Source organism: Roseateles microcysteis, from assembly GCF_036880965.1.
Classification (GTDB): domain Bacteria; phylum Pseudomonadota; class Gammaproteobacteria; order Burkholderiales; family Burkholderiaceae_C; genus JAUASW01.
In genome coordinates this window covers 259867-277271 of sequence record NZ_JBAJMV010000006.1, presented here as the reverse complement: position 1 = coordinate 277271, position 17405 = coordinate 259867, and the positions used below count along the sequence as shown (strand labels likewise).

The window sequence follows — 17405 nt, the reverse complement described above, 5'->3', positions numbered from 1 at the left end:
CAAAATCCGCTTAATTACAACAAGCGCCGAACTGGCGAATAGGGCCTGAAAAGGCCCAGTTGGCAGAACAAACAATGCAGCATCAACATCCCGAAGTCGCGCCGGACCCAGTACATCCGGAGTGGTCTGCCCTGAAGGCGCGGCTCATGTCGGACGAAAACGTCGTCGGCGAGCTGGAGGTTGACCTTGACTCCAGGCTGCACTTCGCCCGTGGCCTGTTGGTGCTGACCAGCCATCGTCTGCTGGCCTGGGACCCGGCCGGCAAGGCATGGAGCGAATGGACGCTGAGCCCGCAGCTCTCGATGCGGATATCCGACCACGCCGGCGTCGGCAGCCTGGAGCTGGTGGATGGCCGGCAGCGCCTGGCCGTCTGGCGCTTCACCCTGCAAATGAACCTGCAGGCGCAGCGCTGGCAGGAACAGTTCGAGCGCCGCGATGAGGGCGCGCGCGACGCCGCCGAGGACGTGGAGTTCTGTCCCAGCTGCAAGGCGCCCCTGCCGCCCGAGAGCGAAGAGTGCCCCACCTGCGCCCGCGAGCTGCACACGCCGCCGTCCACCTGGGTGCTCTTGCGCCTCTGGCGCTTTGCCAGGCCCTATCAAGGGCAGCTGGCGCTCGGTTTCGCCCTGATGCTGGGCTCGACGGGTGCGACTCTGGTGGCACCCTACCTGAGCATGCCCTTGATGGACAAGGTGCTGATCCCGTTCCAGAACGGCCAGCAGATTGACCCCTGGCTGGTCGGCATGTACCTGGGCGGGCTGTTCGGTGCCGGCCTGGTGTCCTGGCTGCTCGGCTGGGCCAAGACCTACATCCTGGCCCTGGTGTCGGAGCGCATTGCGGCCGACCTGCGCACGGCCACCTTCGAGCATCTGCTGTCGCTGTCGCTGGAGTATTTCGGCAGCAAGCGCACCGGGGACCTGATGAGCCGCATCGGCTCGGAAACCGACCGCATCAGCGTGTTCCTGTCCCTGCATGCGCTGGACTTCATCACCGACGTGCTGATGCTGGGCATGACGGCGCTGATCCTGTTCTCGATCAACCCCTGGCTGGCCCTGGCCACCTTGCTGCCCCTGCCTTTCATTGCCTGGATGATCCACCTGGTGCGCGACCGACTGCGCACCGGCTTCGAGAAGATCGACCGGGTCTGGGGCGAAGTCACCAGCGTGCTGGCCGACACCATTCCCGGCGTGCGCGTGGTCAAGGCCTTTGCACAGGAGAAGCGCGAGGCCCAGCGCTTTCGTGCCGCCAATGCCCACAACCTGGCGGTGAACGACAAGCTGAACAAGACCTGGAGCCTGTTCTCGCCGACCGTCTCGCTGCTGACAGAAATCGGCCTGCTGGTCGTCTGGGCCTTCGGCATTTCGCTGGTGGCCAAGGGCGACATCACGGTCGGCGTGCTGACCGCCTTCATCGCCTACATCGGCCGCTTCTATGGCCGCATGGATTCGATGAGCCGCATCGTCTCGGTCACGCAGAAGGCTGCGGCCGGCGCCAAGCGCATCTTCGACATCCTCGACCACCAATCGAACGTGCCCGAGCCGGCCAATCCGGTGAAGCTGCCGAAGATCGAAGGCGGCATCCAGATCGACGACATCGGTTTCCGCTACGGCAACCGCGCCGTGATCCGCGGCCTGTCGCTCGAGATCAAGCCGGGCGAGATGATCGGCCTCGTGGGCCACAGCGGCTCGGGCAAGAGCACGCTCGTCAACCTGATCTGCCGCTTCTACGACGTGACCGAAGGCGGCATCCGGGTAGACGGCGTGGACCTGCGCCGCATCGGCGTGGCCGATTTCCGCCGCCACATCGGCCTGGTGCTGCAGGAGCCGTTCCTGTTCTTCGGCACGATTGCCGAGAACATCGCCTACGGCAAACCCGAGGCCACGCGCGAGGAGATCGTTGCCGCGGCCCGTGCGGCGCATGCCCATGAGTTCATCCTGCGCCTGCCGCAGGGCTACGACTCGCTGGTGGGCGAGCGCGGCCAGGGCCTCTCTGGCGGTGAACGCCAGCGCATCTCGATTGCCCGCGCCTTGCTGATCAATCCGCGCATCCTGATTCTCGACGAGGCCACCTCCTCGGTCGACACCGAGACCGAGAAGGAAATCCAGAGGGCACTGGACAACCTGGTGAAGGGCCGCACGACGATTGCCATCGCCCACCGGCTTTCCACCTTGCGCAAGGCAGATCGCCTCGTGGTGATGGACCGCGGCCAGGTGGTCGAGGTCGGCCCGCACGACGAGCTGATGGATAAGAAGGGCGCCTACTGGCGGCTGTACGAGGCGCAGGCTCGTCGTGTGGACGCCGAGGATGCCGAGGCCGTCGCCATTCCCAACCCGAACGCCCACACGACGACGGAGGCCCTATGAGCACGCCGGGCAAGTACCAATCGCTGAACCGCAATGCCTTCGGCCGCCTGGTGCTGGTGGACGAGCAGGGAGTCGAGCACCAGGGCGTGGTGCCGGTGCGGGCGCATCCGATTTCGGCGCCGGATGAAGGCCTGTCCATCATCGGCACCGATGGCCATGAGCTGGCCTGGATCGACCGCCTCTCGAACCTGCCCGAGCAGGAACGCGAGCTCCTGCAGGCCGAATTCGCCAGCCGCGACTTCATGCCCACGGTGCTGCGCATTGTCGGCGTCTCGACCTTCTCGACACCCAGCCAATGGACGATTGAGACCGACCGTGGCGAGACCCAGTTCATCCTGAAGACCGAGGAAGACATCCGCCGCCTGGGCGAAGGCCGGCTGCTGATCACCAGCAGCCACGGCCTGCAGTTCATCCTGCCGGACCGATTCGCGCTGGACCGCGCGTCAAAGAAAGTCCTGGAACGCTTTCTCTGAGCCGCGGCACTTGCCGCAGCCGCTGTGCTTGTCAAGGGTCGGCGCTGCGGCGGACACGAGCGGCACAGCGAGCGTGCGGGTGCCTCCTCATGAACCGGCTGCGACGCCCGGCCGCGTTTTCCAGAGCGAAAACAACACGCCGCCCGCAATCAGTGCTGCGGTGACCGAGAGGCTGATCGAGGGCGGAATCTTGCCCACGATGCCCACCAGGAAGATCTTGGAGCCAATGAATACCAGCACCAGCGCCAGCGCGTACTTGAGGTAGCGGAAGCGATGAATCAGGGCCGAGAGCGCGAAGTACAGCGCCCGCAGGCCGAGGATGGCGAAGATATTGCTCGTGTAGACGATGAAAGGGTCGGTGGTGATGGCGAAGATGGCCGGCACCGAGTCCACGGCAAACACCAGGTCGGCGAACTCGACCATGCACAGGGCCAGGAACAAGGGTGTGGCCCACAGCACCCTGGGGCCACCTGGCACGGCGGCCTGGCGCACGAAGAAGGCGTTGCCGTGCAATTGGGGCGTGACGCGCATCAGGCGGCGCAACAAGCGCAAAGCGGGGTTGTTTGCCAGATCGCTGGTGGGCTCGCTGCTCATCCAGAGCATCTTCAGGCCGGTGACGACCAGGAAGGCGCCGAACAGGTAGAGCACCCAGCTGAACTCGGACACCAGGGCGGCGCCCATACCGATCATCAGGGCGCGCAGGACGATCACGCCGAGGATGCCCCAGAACAGCACCCGGTGCTGGTACTGCCGTGGCACGGCGAAGAAGCCGAAGATCAATGCGATCACGAAGACGTTGTCCATCGACAGCGACTTCTCGATCACGAAGCCGGTGAGGTACTCCATGCCGCTTTGCGGCCCGAGCTGCCACCACAGCCAGGCGCCGAAGGCCAGGCCCACGCTGATGTACCCGGCCGACAGCCAGAGGCTTTCGCGGATGCCGATTTCCCGGTCGGTACGGTGCAGCACGCCCAGGTCCAGGGCCAGCAGGGTGGTGACCGTGGCGGCGAAGACCAGCCACAGCCACAGGGCTTGGCCCAGCACAGGGAGCTGAAGGAGTTCGGGCAAGTGGGTCATGGAGCAGCTCTTGCAGCGATGAAGGGGGTAGGGCGTGTGCGGGACGGCGCTCAGGCCGGGTGGGCCTTCAGGCTCGGCAGCGTGCCGACGCGCCACTGCTGAATCGCCTGCATCAGCACCACGCATTCGCCGTCGGCCAGCTCCTCGTCGGCCTCGGCCACGGCAACGCAGGCGCGCAGGACCGTGGCACGCAGGCCCGGGTCGGTGACTTCAGCGAGCAATCCGTTGATCAGCGCGGCGTCGACCACCGGTCGGCACCAGTCGCCCTGACTGCTGCACAGCAGGTCTTCGCAGAGCCCCTGCAGTACCGCGCTGAGGTCCTCGACGCTCAGGCCGAAGGCCTTTGGCAGTCCCAGGCGTTCCAGTGTCTGGGCCTCGATCCGGCTGACATGGCCGTCCGCAAGCATGGTCAGGGCCACCAGTCGTGCGGCGGCCTTCGGGCTGTTGGGAGGGTAGCTGCGCATGGCCTGCTCCATTCAAAGGTTGCGTAACGGTCAGCACTCTATGTGGCTGGTTTCGCGATAAAAAGCAGAGAATCAATGAACAAAACTTCGTAAAAAACGAAATGAGTCTGAGCTTCAGCTACCGGCATCTCTACTATTTCTGGGTGGTGGCCAAGGAGGGCGGCGTATCTAAGGCCGCCGAACGTCTGGGCATGGCCGTGCAGACCATCAGTGCCCAGGTGCGCGAACTGGAACGCGCCCTTGGGGCCAGCCTGCTCAGGCCCGCCGGCCGCGGCCTCACGCTCACCGACGCCGGGCAGGCGGCGCTGAAGCAGGCTGAACTCATCTTCCAACTGGGCGAGCAGCTGCCCATGGCTGTACGGGATGCGGCCAGCGCACCACGGCTGCGCCTGGCGGTCGGCATTTCGAATGGATTGCCGAAGCTGGCGGTCCGCCGGCTGCTGCTGCCGGTGACCCATGAGCCGCACCTGCGGCTGCTGTGCCACGAAGATCGCTTCGAGAGCCTGCTCGGGGACCTGGCCCTGCACCGGCTGGACGTGGTGTTGGCGGACCGGCCGGCCCCGGCCAATCGGAACCTGAAGGTCTACAGCCACGCGATGGGCAATTCAGCGGTGGCTTGGTACGCATCGCAGGAACTTGCAAGCCTCGCGAGCCTGGACTTTCCGGCCTCGCTCGCTCGCGTACCGGTGCTGTTGCCGACTCAGCACGCGGCGCTGCGTGGCCGGCTTGACGCCTGGTTTGACCGCCATGGCATCAAGCCGCATGTGGCGGGCGAGTTCGAGGACAGTGCCCTGCTTGCAACCTTTGGCGCCGGTGGACTGGGTGTATTCCCGGCCGCCGAACTGGTTCATGACAAGCTGACGGCGCGGTACGCCTTGCAGCGGGTGGGGCCCTGCGATGGTGTCGAAGAGCAGTTCTTCGCCATTGCCACCGAGAAGAAGGTGGCCCATCCACTGGTGAAACGGCTGTTGCCGGCAGGGCCGGCGTCGTGATTACAATTTACGTTTACGTAAACGTAAGTCAACGAAGCGTCTTACGATGGACGCCGCTATCAGGAGACAAACCATGAGCAACTTGCCCGGCCTGAATTTCCAACTTGGCGAGGACATCGACGCGCTGCGCGATGCGGTGCGCGCCTTTGCCGATGCCGAGATCGCACCGCGCGCGGCCGAGATCGACCATTCGGACCAGTTCCCCATGGACCTGTGGCGCAAGATGGGTGACTTGGGCGTGCTGGGCATCACCGTCGGTGAGGAATACGGCGGCGCGAACATGGGCTATCTGGCCCATATGGTGGCGATGGAAGAGATCAGCCGCGCCTCGGCCTCGGTGGGCCTGTCCTACGGCGCGCACAGCAATCTCTGCGTCAACCAGATCAAGCGCAACGGCACCGACGCCCAGCGCAGGAAATACCTGCCCAAGCTGATCAGCGGCGAGCATGTCGGTGCGCTGGCAATGAGCGAGCCCGGTGCCGGCTCCGACGTCCTGAGCATGAAGCTCAAGGCCGAAGACAAGGGCGGCTACTACCTGCTCAACGGCAGCAAGATGTGGATCACCAACGGCCCGGATGCCGACACCCTGGTGGTCTATGCCAAGAGCGAGCCCGAGCTGGGTGCTCGCGGCGTCACGGCCTTCCTGATCGAAAAGGGCATGAAGGGTTTCAGCATCGCGCAAAAGCTCGACAAGCTGGGCATGCGCGGCAGCCACACCGGCGAGCTGGTGTTCCAGGACGTGGAAGTGCCAGCCGAGAACGTGCTGGGCGCAGTGAACGGCGGCGCCAAGGTGCTGATGTCGGGCCTGGACTATGAGCGCGCCGTGCTGACCGGCGGGCCGCTCGGGATCATGCAAAGCGTGATGGACAACGTGATTCCCTACATCCACGATCGCAAGCAGTTCGGCCAGAGCATCGGCGAATTCCAGCTGATCCAGGGCAAGGTCGCGGACATGTACACGGTGCTGCAGGCCGGTCGCTCGTTCGCGTACACCGTGGCCAAGAACCTCGACCTGTTGGGCGCCGAGCATGTGCGCCAGGTCCGCAAGGACTGCGCATCGGTGATCCTGTGGACGGCCGAGAAGGCCACCTGGATGGCGGGCGAAGGCGTGCAGATCTTCGGCGGCAATGGCTATATCAACGAGTACCCGCTGGGCCGCCTGTGGCGCGATGCCAAGCTGTATGAGATTGGTGCCGGCACGTCGGAGATTCGCCGCATGCTGATCGGGCGTGAGCTGTTCGCCGAGACCATGTAATGGGCTCGGGTACAGACAACAAGCCGCTTGGCGGCGCCGTTGCGGCAGGCACTCATATCCGCTAGTCGGATGTGAGTGAATGCCAGACCATGTGATCCGCCTTTGGCCATGAAGCCCTTGCACCTCGACACCCCTTTGCTGCGCGCCGCGCCCGGTCTGTTCCCGCAGGCCGAGGTGTGGCTGAAGATGGACGCGCTGCAGCCCAGCGGCAGCTTCAAGCTGCGCGGCGTGGGGCGTCTGGTGCAGGAGGCGGCCGCTGAGGGCGTGCGTGAGATCGTCTGTGCCTCGGGTGGCAATGCCGGCTTTGCGGCTGCCTACGCAGCACGTGCCCTGGGCATGGCCGTCACCATCGTGCTGCCCGAAACCAGCAGCCCGGCCGTGGCCGAGAAGATCGCCGCGCGCGGCGCCTCCGTCTTGCGTCACGGTGCGGCCTTCGACGAGGCGAACGCCTTTGCAATCGCCCTGGCGGCCGAGCGCGGCGCGCGTCATGTCCATCCCTTTGACCATCCGCTGCTCTGGAAGGGCCATTCGACGCTGATCGACGAAGTGCTTGCCGAGGGCGTGGAGTTCGATGCCGTGATCACTGCGGTGGGCGGCGGCGGTCTCTATTGCGGCATCGTGCAGGGCCTGCAACGGCACGGCCTGAACGAAGTGCCGGTGATTGCGCTCGAAACCCTGGGCGCCGACAGCCTCAGCCGGAGCCTGCAAGCCGGCGAGGCCGTCACGCTGCCGGCGATCACTTCCATCGCGACCTCGTTGGGGGCCCGCCGTGTGGCGGCCGAGGCGCTGCGCCTGGCGCAGTCCCACCCGACCCTCAGCCTGACCGTCAGCGACCGAGACGCGACCCAGGCCTGCGTCCGTTTCGCCGACGCGATGCGCGTGATGGTGGAGCCGGCCTGCGGCGCGGCCCTGGCTGCCTTGAGCGTTCACGAAGCAACGCTCGCCAGATTCAAAAGACCCTTGATCGAAGTCTGCGGTGGCATCGCTGTCAGCACCGCGATGCTTGCCACATGGACAATGAGCGCATGAGCACGAACCTTCAAGAACTCCTCGAGAGCAACCGGCAGTGGGCCGCCGATACCGAGTCGCGCGAACCGGGCTTCTTCTCACGCCTGCTCAAGCAGCAGACGCCGCAGTATTTGTGGATCGGTTGCGCTGACAGCCGCGTGCCGGCCAATGAGCTGGTGAACCTCCTGCCGGGCGAGCTTTTCGTCCATCGCAATGTGGCCAACGTCGTGGTTCATTCGGACCTCAACTGCCTGTCGGTCATGCAGTTCGCGGTCGATGCCTTGAAAGTCAAGCACATCATCGTGGTCGGTCATTCCAATTGCGGTGGCGTGCGCGCGGCCCTGCTGGACCTGCGCACCGGCCTCGTGGACAACTGGCTGCGCCATGTGCAAGACGTGCGCAACGATCACGCCGATTGGCTCGAAACGCTGCAGCCCGAGCAGCGCGTCAATGCGCTGTGCGAGCTGAATGTGCTGGCGCAGGCCCGCAACGCCTGCCAGACCACGGTGGTCCAGGACGCCTGGGCGCGCGGCCAGGAGGTGGTGGTGCATGGCTGGGTCTATGGCCTGCACAACGGCCTGCTGGAAGACCTGTCCTTGACCGTCTCGGCGGCCGAGCAGGTGGGCGAGGCGTATCGCCAGGCGCTGGCCAACGTCAAGAAGCGCTACGAGGCTGCGCGCGTGAACAGCGCCGCCTGAAGAGCTGCCTGAGCCTGCAGTCGGAGCCAGCCATGTTCCCGCAGAAGCTGACCGATGCCCGTGCGTTCGAGATTGCGAACGCCTTGCTCGGCGGCTTCAACAAGCATTACCGCCTGTTTCGCGCCACCACGGCCGAGGCCAAGCAGCGCTTCGAGCGGGCCGACTGGCATGGGCAGCAACGCGCTCAGGCCTTGCGCATCGAGTTCTACGACAAGCGGGTGGACGAAGGCATTGCGATGCTGGAAGAACAGTTCCAGATCGGCAGCCTGCCCATGGACGTGTGGCAGCAGGTCAAGCTGCACTACATCGGCCTCCTGACCAACCACCACCAGCCCGAGCTGGCCGAGACCTTCTTCAACTCGGTCTGCACGCGGGTGCTCCACCACAGCTACTTCCGCAACGATTTCATCTTTGTGCGGCCGGCCATTTCGACCGAGTACATCGAGAACGACGAGCCCGCCGCCAAGCCGACCTACCGCTGCTACTACCCCACGAAGGAGACGCTGCGCGAGACGATGACGCGAATCGTCACCAACTTCCAGCTCGATGTCGAATTCGAGGACCTGGGCCGCGACGTGGACTGTGTCCTGAACGCGGTGCAGCAGGAGCTGGGACTGTTCCGCTGGCGCACTAACTTCCAGATCCAGGTCTTGAGCTCGCTGTTCTATCGGAACAAGGGCGCCTATGTGGTTGGCAAGATCGTCAACGGCTTCACCGAGACGCCGTTTGCGCTGCCCATCCTGCACAACGAGCGCGGCTTGCTGGAGATCGACGCCGCGCTGTTCGGCGAAGACGAACTGCTGATGCTGTTCAGCTTTGCCCGCGCGTACTTCATGGTCGACATGGAGGTGCCGAGCGCCTACGTCCAATTCCTGCGCTCGATGATGCCGCGAAAGCCTCGCGCCGAGCTCTACAGCTCCATTGGCCTGCAAAAGCACGGCAAGAACCTGTTCTACCGCGACTTCCTCTATCACCTGCGCCACTCGTCCGACAAGTTCCGCATCGCGCCAGGCATCCGGGGCATGGTGATGCTGGTGTTCGACCTGCCGAGCTACCCCTTTGTCTTCAAGCTGATCAAGGACTACTTCCCGCCGCAGAAGGACAACACCACGCGTGAGCTGATCCAGGGCAAGTACCTGCTGGTGAAGCAGCACGACCGCGTCGGGCGCATGGCCGACACGCTGGAGTTCAGCAATGTCGCCTTCCCGCGCTGGCGCTTCGAGGAAGAGCTGATCAAGGACCTGAAGCTCTTCTGCCCGAGCCTCGTTGAGGAGCAGGGCGACGACCTGATCCTCAAGCACGTCTACATTGAGCGCCGCATGGTGCCGCTCAACATCTATCTGCAGGATGCCACGCCGGCGCAGATGGAGCATGCGGTGGTCGAGTACGGCAATGCGATCAAGGACCTGGTGGCCGCCAATGTCTTCCCAGGCGACATGCTGTGGAAGAACTTCGGCGTGACCCGCCACGGCAAGGTCGTGTTCTACGACTACGACGAGATCGAGTACCTGACCGATTGCAACTTCCGCAAGGTGCCCGCGCCGCGCAATGAAGAGGAAGAGATGAGCGGCGAGGTCTGGTACCGCGTCGGCCCGCGCGATGTGTTCCCCGAGACCTTCGGCCCCTTCCTCCTGGGTCATCCGGGCGTGCGCGAGATCTTCATGAAGCACCACGCCGACTTGCTCGATGCCGCTTACTGGCAAGGCCACAAGGAGCGCATCGAGGCCGGCTATGTGCACGACGTCTTTCCCTACGAGGCGCACAAGCGCTTCCATGTCCAGCACGGCAGCAAGCTCCGCCCGGAGGTGGCGGAACCCGAGCACCGTGAACTTCCGATTCAGTAGTCATCAACGCTTTCAAGGAGAGCCTCATGTCTGATTCCATCGTTATCGTTTCCGCCGCACGGACGCCCATCGGCGGCCTGCTCGGCGACTTCGCCGGCCTGCAAGCCTGGGAGCTGGCCGCTGTGGCCATCAAGGCCGCGGTCGAGCGGGCCGGCGTGCCCGGCGACGCCATCCAGGAGGCCTTCATCGGCAACTGCCTGATGGCCGGCCAGGGCCAGGCGCCCGCGCGGCAAGCCGTCTTGAAGGCCGGCCTGCCGCAGTCGGTGGGCGCGGTGACGCTCTCGAAGATGTGCGGCGCCGGCATGCGCGCCACCATGTTTGCCCACGACACCCTGAAGGCCGAAAGCGCTGACATCCTCATCGCTGGCGGCATGGAGTCGATGACCAATGCGCCGCACCTGATGTTCGCGCGCAAGGGCGTGAAGTACGGCGCCACGCAGATGTACGACCACATGGCCCTGGACGGTCTGGAAGACGCCTACGAGCGCGGCAAGGCCATGGGCGTTTTCGCCGAGCAATGCGTCGCCAAGTACGCCTTCACGCGTGAAGCGCAAGACGCCTTCGCCATCGCTTCGACCGAGCGCGCCAAGCGTGCCAACACCGATGGCAGCTTCGAATGGGAAATCGCGCCGGTGACCGTGTCGGGCCGCGGCGGCGACACCGTGTTCGACAAGGACGAGCAGCCGTTCAAGGCCAAGCTCGACAAGATCGCCGGCCTGAAGCCTGCGTTCAAGAAGGACGGCACGATCACCGCCGCCACCTCCTCGTCGATCTCCGACGGCGCCGCTGCGCTGGTACTGATGCGTGAATCCACCGCCGCCAAGCTGGGCCTCCAACCCGTCGCTCGCATTGTCGGCACCGCAGTCCACGCCAATGCGCCCGAGTGGTTCACCACCGCCCCGGTTGGCGCGATCAACAAGCTGCTGACGAAGAATGGCTGGGATGCCAAGAGCGTCGATCTGTGGGAAGTGAACGAAGCCTTTGCCGCCGTGACCATGGCGGCGATGGCCGAGTTCAAGCTGCCGCACGAGATCGTCAATGTGAACGGCGGCGCCTGTGCGCTGGGCCATCCGATCGGCGCTTCCGGCGCCCGCATCCTGGTCACGCTGATCGGCGCCCTGCGTCACCGCGGCCTGAAGCGTGGCGTGGCGGCCTTGTGCATCGGCGGTGGTGAAGCTACGGCCGTTGGCGTCGAGTTGATCTAAGAGATGCAGGTCCTCGTCATCGGGGCTTCGCGTGGCATCGGCCTGGAGTTCGTCCGCCAGTACCGGCAGTCGGGCGCCCAGGTTGTGGCCACGGCGCGCAGCGAGGAGGCACTCGCCACGCTGCGCGGCCTCGGTGCCACGGCGCTGAAGCTGGACGTTGCCGACACGGCCAGCGCCTCGGGCCTGGCCTGGCAGATCGATGGCCACGTCTTCGACCGCGTGATCATCAACGCCGGCATCCACGGCACGCGTACCAAGGGCCTGCAGACGCCGCCGCAAGACGAGTTCGACGCGGTGATGCGCACCAATGTGCTGGGCCCGATGCGCATCCTGCCGCAGCTCTCGGACTACATGGCGCCGGGCGCGCGGCTGGCGATCCTGTCTTCGCGCATGGGCTCGATGGCCTTGCGCGATTCCACGGCCAGCTGGCTTTACCGCGCCTCCAAGGCGGGGGTGAATTCGGTGCTGCGCGACGCATCGCTGGCGCTCCAGGGCCGCGTCATCTGTGTGGCCTTTCATCCAGGCTGGGTGAAGACGGACATGGGCGGCAGCGGCGCCGACCTGACTGTCGACGAGAGTGTGGCCGGCATGCGCGGGCAGCTCTCGCAACTCACCGCCGCAGACAACGGCGCCTTCCTCAACTACGACGGCCAACCGCTGGCCTGGTGAGACAACAAGATGATCCTCAGTGAAGACCACCGCGCCGTACAAGATGCCGTGCGCGCATTCGTGCAAGACCAGATCGCGCCCAAGGCGGCCGAGTGGGACAAGAACCACCACTTCCCAGCCGCCGAGCTGAAAGGCCTGGCCGAGCTCGGTTGCTACGGCGTGGCCGTGCCGAGCGAGTACGACGGCGCGGGCCTGGACTATCTGGCACTCAGCATCATCCTGGAAGAGATCGGCGCCGGTGACGGCGCCACGTCCACGGTCGTCAGCGTCAACAACTGCCCTTGCTGCTCGATCATGATGGCCTTCGGCAACGAGCAGCAAAAGCAGCAGTTCCTGAAGCCGCTGGCGCGGGGTGACATGCTGGGCGCCTTCTGCCTGACCGAGCCGCATGTCGGCTCGGAAGCGGGCGGGCTCAAGACCACCGCCGTCCGCGATGGCGACGACTACGTGATCAACGGCGTCAAGCAATTCATCACCAGCGGCAAGAACGGCGACCTGGCCATCGTGATGGCCGTGACCGACAAGGCCGCGGGCAAGAAGGGCATCTCCGCCTTCCTGGTGCCCACCAAGACGCCGGGCTACACGGTCGCGCGCATCGAAGACAAGATGGGCCAGCATGCCAGCGACACGGCGCAGATCCTGTTCGAGAACTGCCGCATTCCGGCGAGCTATCGGCTCGGCGAAGAGGGGCAGGGGCTGAAGATCGCGCTGTCGGGCCTGGAAGGCGGCCGCATCGGCATCGCCTCGCAATCGGTGGGCATGGCGCGTGCGGCTTTCGAGGCGGCGCTGAAGTACAGCAAGGAGCGCGTGGCCTTTGGCGTGCCGATCTTCGAACATCAGGCGATGAGCCACAAGCTGGCCGACATGGCCACGCAGATCGAGGCCGCGCGCCAGCTGATCTGGCATGCCGCCAGCCTGAAGGACGCCGGCCTGCCCTGCCTGAAAGAGGCAGCCATGGCCAAACTCTTCGCGTCAGAGATGGCCGAGAAGGTCTGCTCGGCGGCGATCCAGATCCATGGCGGCTACGGCTATGTCAGCGACTTCCCCGTCGAGCGCATCTACCGCGATGTGCGCGTGACGCAGATCTACGAGGGCACCTCCGAAGTTCAGAAGATACTCATCGGGCGCGCCTTGATCTGAAGAGGAGTTGAGTGATGCTGAAAGCGACCTGCCATTGCGGATCCGTTCACCTGAGCATCCCGCGCAAGCCGCGCAGCCTCACCAACTGCAATTGCTCGATCTGCCGGCGCTACGGCACGCTGTGGGCCTACTTCCAATTGAGCGAAGTGAAGGTCGAGGCGGAACCCGGCGTCTTGCAGAGCTACCAATGGGGCGACCGCATGCTTGACTTCATGCGCTGCGGCCGCTGCGGTTGCATCGTGCAGTGGCGGCCGGTCGCGCCGACAGACAAGAGCCGCACCGGCATCAATGCGCGCATGTTCGAGCCCGAAGTTCTGGGCGATGTGAAGATCCGCCGGCTCGATGGCGCGAAGAGCTGGAAAGTCCTGAAGGATTGATCGAGCATGTGCCGCAATATCAAGACCCTTTTCAACTTCCAGCCGCCGGCCACCGAGCTTGAGATACGCGATGCCTCCTTGCAGTTCGTACGCAAGCTGAGCGGCTTCAATGTGCCTTCCAAGGCCAATGAAGAAGCCTTCAATCGCGCGGTGGAAGAGGTGGCCCGCTCGGCACGCGCCTTGATCGGCGGACTGGTCACGACGGCCGAGCCCAAGGATCGCGAGATCGAAGCGGCGAAGGCCCGTCAACGCAACCTCGAACGTTTTGGCAGCCGCTGAATGAACAAACTCACCCCTGCTGAATTGGCGCTGCTGCCCAAGCTCGATCGCATCGAGCTGATCACGGTCCGCCTGCCTTTCGTCCAGCCCTTCGCCACCAGCGTGCACAGCTGGGCGGTCAAGGAGGCCTTGCTCTTGCGGATTGAATCCGGTGGCGTCGTGGGCTGGGGCGAATGCGTGGCCGACCCGGACCCGTATTACTCGTACGAGACGACGCAGACGGCCCGCCACATCTTCAAGGACTTCCTCCTGCCGCAGGTCGAAGCGGGCATCAGCTTTGCCGAACTTGGCGAGCGGCTGCGCCCCGTGCGCGGCCATGGCATGGCCAAGGCGATGCTGGAGAACGCGCTCCTGGACCTGGTGGCACGCCAGCGCGGTGTGCCTCTGCATGAGCTGCTGGGCTGGCCGGGCCGGCGCATCCAGTCGGGCATCAGCATCGGCATCAAGGACTCGATTCCAGAGTTGCTGAGTGCAGTGGAGGAGGCCTTGCGTCGGCCCTACCACCGAATCAAGGTCAAGATCATGCGCGGCAAGGACGTGGCGTGGCTGCGTGCCTTGCGCGCCGAGTTCCCGCAGATCGCCTTGATGGCCGATGCCAACGGTGACTACCGCATCGAAGACGCGCCGCTTCTGCGCGAGCTCGATGCGTTCAATCTCACGATGATCGAGCAGCCACTGTCCTACAGCGACATCGTTCAGCACGCCGCGTTGCAGCGGGAGCTGGCCACGCCGCTGTGCCTGGACGAATCGATCCACGATCTCGACGATGCCCGCGCGGCGCTGTCGCTCGATGCCTGCCGCATCATCAACATCAAGCAGGGTCGCGTCGGTGGATTGCTTGAGTCGCTGCGCATCGCGGCCTTCTGCCATGAGCGGGGCGTGGGCGTCTGGTCGGGCGGCATGGATGAAACAGGCATAGGCCGCGCCTTCAACCTGCACCTGCAGGCCGCTGCCGGCTTCACGCTTCCGGGTGACACCTCTGAAACCTCGCGCTACTTTGCCGAAGACATCGTCGCGCCCGGCGTGGTGCTGGCAGACGACGGATTCATCGAGATGCCCACGGGCCCCGGCATCGGCGTGCAGGTGCTGGAGGATCGCGTCAAACGCTACGAGTTGGAGCGCGAGCGGCTTTCTTGAGGTTCATCGGCGATTTCCGGGGGCGTCTCTTGACGGCACGTAGCAGCCGTTCGCTTCGCGTTTGCAGAGGTCGGGCGGTAGGCACAGGCTGGCCCCGCCACCGGGCTCATGGTGCGCGGGTTGGCCTCGCGGCCAACTCCCCTCGGTGCTCGCATCACGGGCCGGCGGCGCGCAACTCGCTCCACTCACTTCGTTCGTGCCGCTCAGACAGGGCGCGCCAAGTCAGTTGTTGAAGCGTGCTGCGCACGCCCGGCCCGCGCTGCTGCGCTCTCGGCCGCGCACAAATCGCCCGGCAGCGGGGCCAGCCTGTGCCCGTGCAGCGTTCGTGGCCTGCGAGCAAACACCCCCACGCGGCGCTGCGTTGCACGGTGAGCCGTGCGGCTGCCCGGGTTGCCGTGCAACGCTCTCCCGAAGTGGCTTCGCGAACGACTGCTACGTGCCGGCTGGAGTCGTCACCGCAGGTCGATGAAGAACCTCTATTCGGCCCTGGCCTGAGGCTGGCCCAGCTCGGCGCGCACAAAGGCGACGAAGGCCCGCGCTGTCTCCGAGCCGGCGGGTACGGGCAAGGTCAGCGCCTGCACCCATTCACCCTCGGCGACCACCATGCGCCAGCCCGGCAGCAGGTCGGCAAGCACATCGCCAGGCGGCACACAGAAGTCCGGTGCCATCACCACGCCGCCGCCGGCACGTGCCATCGCCAGCATCGATTCCATGTCGCCACCCCAGGCGCTGGCTTGCAACATCAGTGATTCGCGCCTTGCCGGCGGCCCGTCGCTGAGCCAGTGGCTGGTCAGCGGCTCCTCATGCTGGCCCAGCAGCAGCAGGCGCTGGTCGGCGAGGGCTTGAAGATCGGCTAGCGGCGGGCCCAGGCCATAGGCCCGCACCGCGAATGGCCGGACCGGCTGTGCTACGCAATCCTCCGGTGGCCGGGCGGTGATGCGGAAGGCCAGGTCCAGGCCTTCACGCAACAGGTCGACGCGCCGGTCGGTGAAGAAAAGTTCATAGCGCAGCGCGGGATGCAGAGCCTGGAAGCGCGCCAGCAAGGGCGCCAGCACATGGCGGCCGAAGCTCGGCGTGGCGCTGATGCGCAAGGTGCCGCCGAGCTGGTCGCGCTGGCTGCGCAAGGCCAGGCGGGCGCCTTCGGCCGCCTCGCGCACCAGCTTGGCGCGGGCATGCAGGCGCCGGCCGGCCTCGGTCAGGCCGAGGCTGCGGGTGCTGCGGGCAAACAGCGCCAGGCCGACCGCCTCTTCGATGGCAGCGATGCGCCGGCTCACCGCGGCGCGGGTCAAGCCGAGCTCGCGAGCCGCCGCGGCAAAGCTGCCGGCCGCGGCGATCCGGGCAAAAAGCTCTAGCGCATTGGCGTCCAACGCAGCCTCGGCCACGGTGCGGCGGTAGCGGGAGGGTGCGGTCTTTGTCGCCATTTTGGAACCAATGTGTCGATGAATTGCAGTCTAGTGCCTTCCCGGTTGCCAATCTAGACTTTGCTCCATGAACAAGAGCACCTGCTTCACGACCCGAGACACCCGGCTGCGCTGCAGCGACGGCCGCCTGCTTGCCGCCACCTGGCACGAGCCCGCCGGCCCGGCCCGGGCGGTGGCGGTGGTCAGCCCGGCCACGGCCGTGGCGCGCGGCTTCTATCGCGGCTTTGCAGAATGGCTGGCGGGGCGCGGCTATGCCGTCCTGAGCTACGACTACCGCGGCATTGGCGACTCACGGGCGCAGGCGCTTCAGCAGGAGGAGGCGAGGCTGCGCGACTGGGCGCAGCTGGACATGGGGGCGGCGCTGCATGCTGCGCAGCGCCGCCGCCTGTTCGAACAGCAGAACCAGGGCGAGGCGCTGGGCCTCTTGTGGATAGGTCACAGCTTCGGCGGCAATGCGGTCGGCATGACGCCGGGCTATGAACGAGCCGACGCCTTGCTGGGCGTGGCAGCGCAGGCGGCGGACTGGCGTTTCTGGTCGGGCCTGGACAAGTTCAAGGCCTGGCTGTTCTTCCATACGATGCTGCCCATTGCCAGCCATGTCTTCGGCCATGCGCCGGGCTGGCTGCTCGGTTCGCGGGCCCAGGGCCTGCCCAAGGGCGCGGCGCTGGAGTGGGCGGCCTGGGGGCGCCGGCGTGGCTTCATGTTCACCGACCCGAGCCTGCAGGGCCACCTGGCCTATGACCGCTTCGAGGGGCCGGTGCATCTCTGGAATATCACGGACGACCATGTGTTCGGCCCGGCACCGGCTGTCGATGAACTGGCCCGCCAGTTCAGCGCCGCGCAAGTGCAGCGCCACACGCTGGACCCGCAGGCTGTGGGCCTGCATCAGATCGGCCATTTCGCGATGTTCCGCCGCGAGCTGGGCGCGCGCTTGTGGCCGCTGTTGCTGGCGCCAGTGGAGGCATCAACGCCCTTGTTGCGGGCCCGGCTCTCGTGATGGGTCGGG

17 protein-coding genes are annotated in these 17405 nt (G+C 65.6%); 14 read left to right on the top strand and 3 right to left on the bottom strand.

The genetic code is table 11. From position 1 onward, the window contains the following. Window positions 1-74: 74 nt before the first annotated feature. On the top strand, window positions 75-2360 hold the full coding sequence (locus tag V3596_RS17970; RefSeq protein WP_334279180.1) for a cyanophycin metabolism-associated ABC transporter: 2286 nt from the start codon (window positions 75-77) through the stop codon (window positions 2358-2360). Next, entirely contained in the window at window positions 2357-2833 is a 477-nt protein-coding gene (locus tag V3596_RS17965) for a cyanophycin metabolism-associated DUF1854 family protein (RefSeq protein WP_334279179.1), read from the top strand. Before V3596_RS17970 ends, V3596_RS17965 begins: the two co-directional genes overlap by 4 nt. A gap of 87 nt (window positions 2834-2920) precedes the next feature. On the opposite strand, the gene V3596_RS17960 is transcribed toward V3596_RS17965, so the two are convergent. Then, window positions 2921-3910 (bottom strand): TerC family protein, encoded by a 990-nt coding sequence (locus V3596_RS17960; RefSeq protein WP_334279178.1) that lies wholly within the window; start codon window positions 3908-3910, stop codon window positions 2921-2923. A gap of 50 nt (window positions 3911-3960) precedes the next feature. Beyond that, entirely contained in the window at window positions 3961-4374 is a 414-nt protein-coding gene (locus tag V3596_RS17955; protein ID WP_334279177.1) for a TerB family tellurite resistance protein, read from the bottom strand. A 101-nt stretch (window positions 4375-4475) separates the two neighbouring features. Here V3596_RS17955 and V3596_RS17950 point away from each other — a divergent pair, with 101 nt between their 5' ends. The 11 genes from V3596_RS17950 to menC all read left to right on the top strand — a co-directional run bounded on the left by V3596_RS17950 (window position 4476) and on the right by menC (window position 14978). Then, on the top strand, window positions 4476-5366 hold the full coding sequence (locus tag V3596_RS17950) for a LysR family transcriptional regulator (RefSeq protein WP_334279176.1): 891 nt from the start codon (window positions 4476-4478) through the stop codon (window positions 5364-5366). 73 nt (window positions 5367-5439) lie between these two features. After that, window positions 5440-6621 carry an isovaleryl-CoA dehydrogenase gene (locus tag V3596_RS17945; protein ID WP_334279175.1) on the top strand — a complete coding sequence of 394 codons (1182 nt, stop codon included), beginning with the start codon at window positions 5440-5442 and terminating at the stop codon, window positions 6619-6621. Window positions 6622-6729: 108 nt separating this feature from the next. After that, a complete protein-coding gene (locus V3596_RS17940) occupies window positions 6730-7650 on the top strand; it encodes a pyridoxal-phosphate dependent enzyme (protein ID WP_334279174.1) in 921 nt (306 codons plus the stop codon). After that, window positions 7647-8327 carry a carbonate dehydratase gene (gene can / locus V3596_RS17935; protein ID WP_334279173.1) on the top strand — a complete coding sequence of 227 codons (681 nt, stop codon included), beginning with the start codon at window positions 7647-7649 and terminating at the stop codon, window positions 8325-8327. Before V3596_RS17940 ends, can begins: the two co-directional genes overlap by 4 nt. 32 nt (window positions 8328-8359) lie before the next feature. Continuing rightward, window positions 8360-10171 (top strand): bifunctional isocitrate dehydrogenase kinase/phosphatase, encoded by a 1812-nt coding sequence (gene aceK, locus V3596_RS17930; protein WP_334279172.1) that lies wholly within the window; start codon window positions 8360-8362, stop codon window positions 10169-10171. A gap of 26 nt (window positions 10172-10197) precedes the next feature. After that, window positions 10198-11376, top strand: coding sequence for an acetyl-CoA C-acyltransferase (locus V3596_RS17925; protein ID WP_334279171.1), 1179 nt, complete (start codon window positions 10198-10200; stop codon window positions 11374-11376). A 3-nt stretch (window positions 11377-11379) separates the two neighbouring features. After that, window positions 11380-12045: an SDR family oxidoreductase gene (locus V3596_RS17920; RefSeq protein WP_334279170.1), complete on the top strand. Its 666-nt coding sequence runs from the start codon at window positions 11380-11382 to the stop codon at window positions 12043-12045. 9 nt (window positions 12046-12054) lie between these two features. After that, window positions 12055-13185 carry an acyl-CoA dehydrogenase family protein gene (locus tag V3596_RS17915; RefSeq protein WP_334279169.1) on the top strand — a complete coding sequence of 377 codons (1131 nt, stop codon included), beginning with the start codon at window positions 12055-12057 and terminating at the stop codon, window positions 13183-13185. A 14-nt stretch (window positions 13186-13199) separates the two neighbouring features. Continuing rightward, window positions 13200-13562: a GFA family protein gene (locus V3596_RS17910; RefSeq protein ID WP_334279168.1), complete on the top strand. Its 363-nt coding sequence runs from the start codon at window positions 13200-13202 to the stop codon at window positions 13560-13562. A 6-nt stretch (window positions 13563-13568) separates the two neighbouring features. Beyond that, window positions 13569-13841, top strand: coding sequence for a DUF2277 domain-containing protein (locus V3596_RS17905; RefSeq protein ID WP_334279167.1), 273 nt, complete (start codon window positions 13569-13571; stop codon window positions 13839-13841). Next, a complete protein-coding gene (gene menC / locus V3596_RS17900; protein WP_334279166.1) occupies window positions 13842-14978 on the top strand; it encodes an o-succinylbenzoate synthase in 1137 nt (378 codons plus the stop codon). 476 nt (window positions 14979-15454) lie between these two features. Here menC and V3596_RS17895 read toward each other — a convergent pair whose 3' ends face one another. Continuing rightward, on the bottom strand, window positions 15455-16399 hold the full coding sequence (locus V3596_RS17895) for a LysR family transcriptional regulator (protein ID WP_334279165.1): 945 nt from the start codon (window positions 16397-16399) through the stop codon (window positions 15455-15457). Window positions 16400-16466: 67 nt separating this feature from the next. Between V3596_RS17895 and V3596_RS17890 the strand changes: the two genes are divergently transcribed. Next, window positions 16467-17396 (top strand): alpha/beta hydrolase family protein, encoded by a 930-nt coding sequence (locus V3596_RS17890; RefSeq protein WP_334279164.1) that lies wholly within the window; start codon window positions 16467-16469, stop codon window positions 17394-17396. Window positions 17397-17405: the final 9 nt, after the last annotated feature.

Coding starts and splice junctions, on each gene's coding strand:
- V3596_RS17910 (WP_334279168.1), top strand. CDS start 13,200: ATGCTGAAAGCGACCTGCCATTGCGGATCCGTTCACCTGAGCATCCCG.
- V3596_RS17905 (WP_334279167.1), top strand. CDS start 13,569: ATGTGCCGCAATATCAAGACCCTTTTCAACTTCCAGCCGCCGGCCACC.
- menC (WP_334279166.1), top strand. CDS start 13,842: ATGAACAAACTCACCCCTGCTGAATTGGCGCTGCTGCCCAAGCTCGAT.
- V3596_RS17895 (WP_334279165.1), bottom strand. CDS start 16,399: ATGGCGACAAAGACCGCACCCTCCCGCTACCGCCGCACCGTGGCCGAG.
- V3596_RS17915 (WP_334279169.1), top strand. CDS start 12,055: ATGATCCTCAGTGAAGACCACCGCGCCGTACAAGATGCCGTGCGCGCA.
- V3596_RS17955 (WP_334279177.1), bottom strand. CDS start 4,374: ATGCGCAGCTACCCTCCCAACAGCCCGAAGGCCGCCGCACGACTGGTG.
- V3596_RS17950 (WP_334279176.1), top strand. CDS start 4,476: ATGAGTCTGAGCTTCAGCTACCGGCATCTCTACTATTTCTGGGTGGTG.
- V3596_RS17890 (WP_334279164.1), top strand. CDS start 16,467: ATGAACAAGAGCACCTGCTTCACGACCCGAGACACCCGGCTGCGCTGC.
- V3596_RS17960 (WP_334279178.1), bottom strand. CDS start 3,910: ATGACCCACTTGCCCGAACTCCTTCAGCTCCCTGTGCTGGGCCAAGCC.
- V3596_RS17940 (WP_334279174.1), top strand. CDS start 6,730: ATGAAGCCCTTGCACCTCGACACCCCTTTGCTGCGCGCCGCGCCCGGT.
- V3596_RS17945 (WP_334279175.1), top strand. CDS start 5,440: ATGAGCAACTTGCCCGGCCTGAATTTCCAACTTGGCGAGGACATCGAC.
- aceK (WP_334279172.1), top strand. CDS start 8,360: ATGTTCCCGCAGAAGCTGACCGATGCCCGTGCGTTCGAGATTGCGAAC.
- can (WP_334279173.1), top strand. CDS start 7,647: ATGAGCACGAACCTTCAAGAACTCCTCGAGAGCAACCGGCAGTGGGCC.
- V3596_RS17925 (WP_334279171.1), top strand. CDS start 10,198: ATGTCTGATTCCATCGTTATCGTTTCCGCCGCACGGACGCCCATCGGC.
- V3596_RS17970 (WP_334279180.1), top strand. CDS start 75: ATGCAGCATCAACATCCCGAAGTCGCGCCGGACCCAGTACATCCGGAG.
- V3596_RS17920 (WP_334279170.1), top strand. CDS start 11,380: ATGCAGGTCCTCGTCATCGGGGCTTCGCGTGGCATCGGCCTGGAGTTC.
- V3596_RS17965 (WP_334279179.1), top strand. CDS start 2,357: ATGAGCACGCCGGGCAAGTACCAATCGCTGAACCGCAATGCCTTCGGC.